We start from the raw sequence: 203 nt of genomic DNA on the forward strand, positions 1-203 counted from the left end.
GGATGAGATGCAGGTGGGAATCGTTCAGACCGGGGATCGCCGTGTGACCGTGCAGATCCACCACCTGAGTAGACGCATCCGCGAACTGCATCACTTCATTTTCAGTGCCGACAGCAAGAAATTTGCCGTCTTTAATCGCCACGGCGTTCGCCAGGGGTTTCTCCCGGTCAACGGTATGAAATTTGCCATTAATCAGGATCAGG

At 53.7% G+C, this 203-nt stretch carries 1 pseudogene; it reads right to left on the reverse strand.

The window, feature by feature from the left end:
• Positions 1-203, reverse strand: a pseudogene (locus tag JEM65_RS21410) (amidohydrolase); the annotation flags it as partial.

Origin of the sequence: Gelidibacter salicanalis (assembly GCF_016469035.1) — a bacterium.
Lineage (GTDB): Bacteria > Bacteroidota > Bacteroidia > Flavobacteriales > Flavobacteriaceae > Gelidibacter > Gelidibacter salicanalis_A.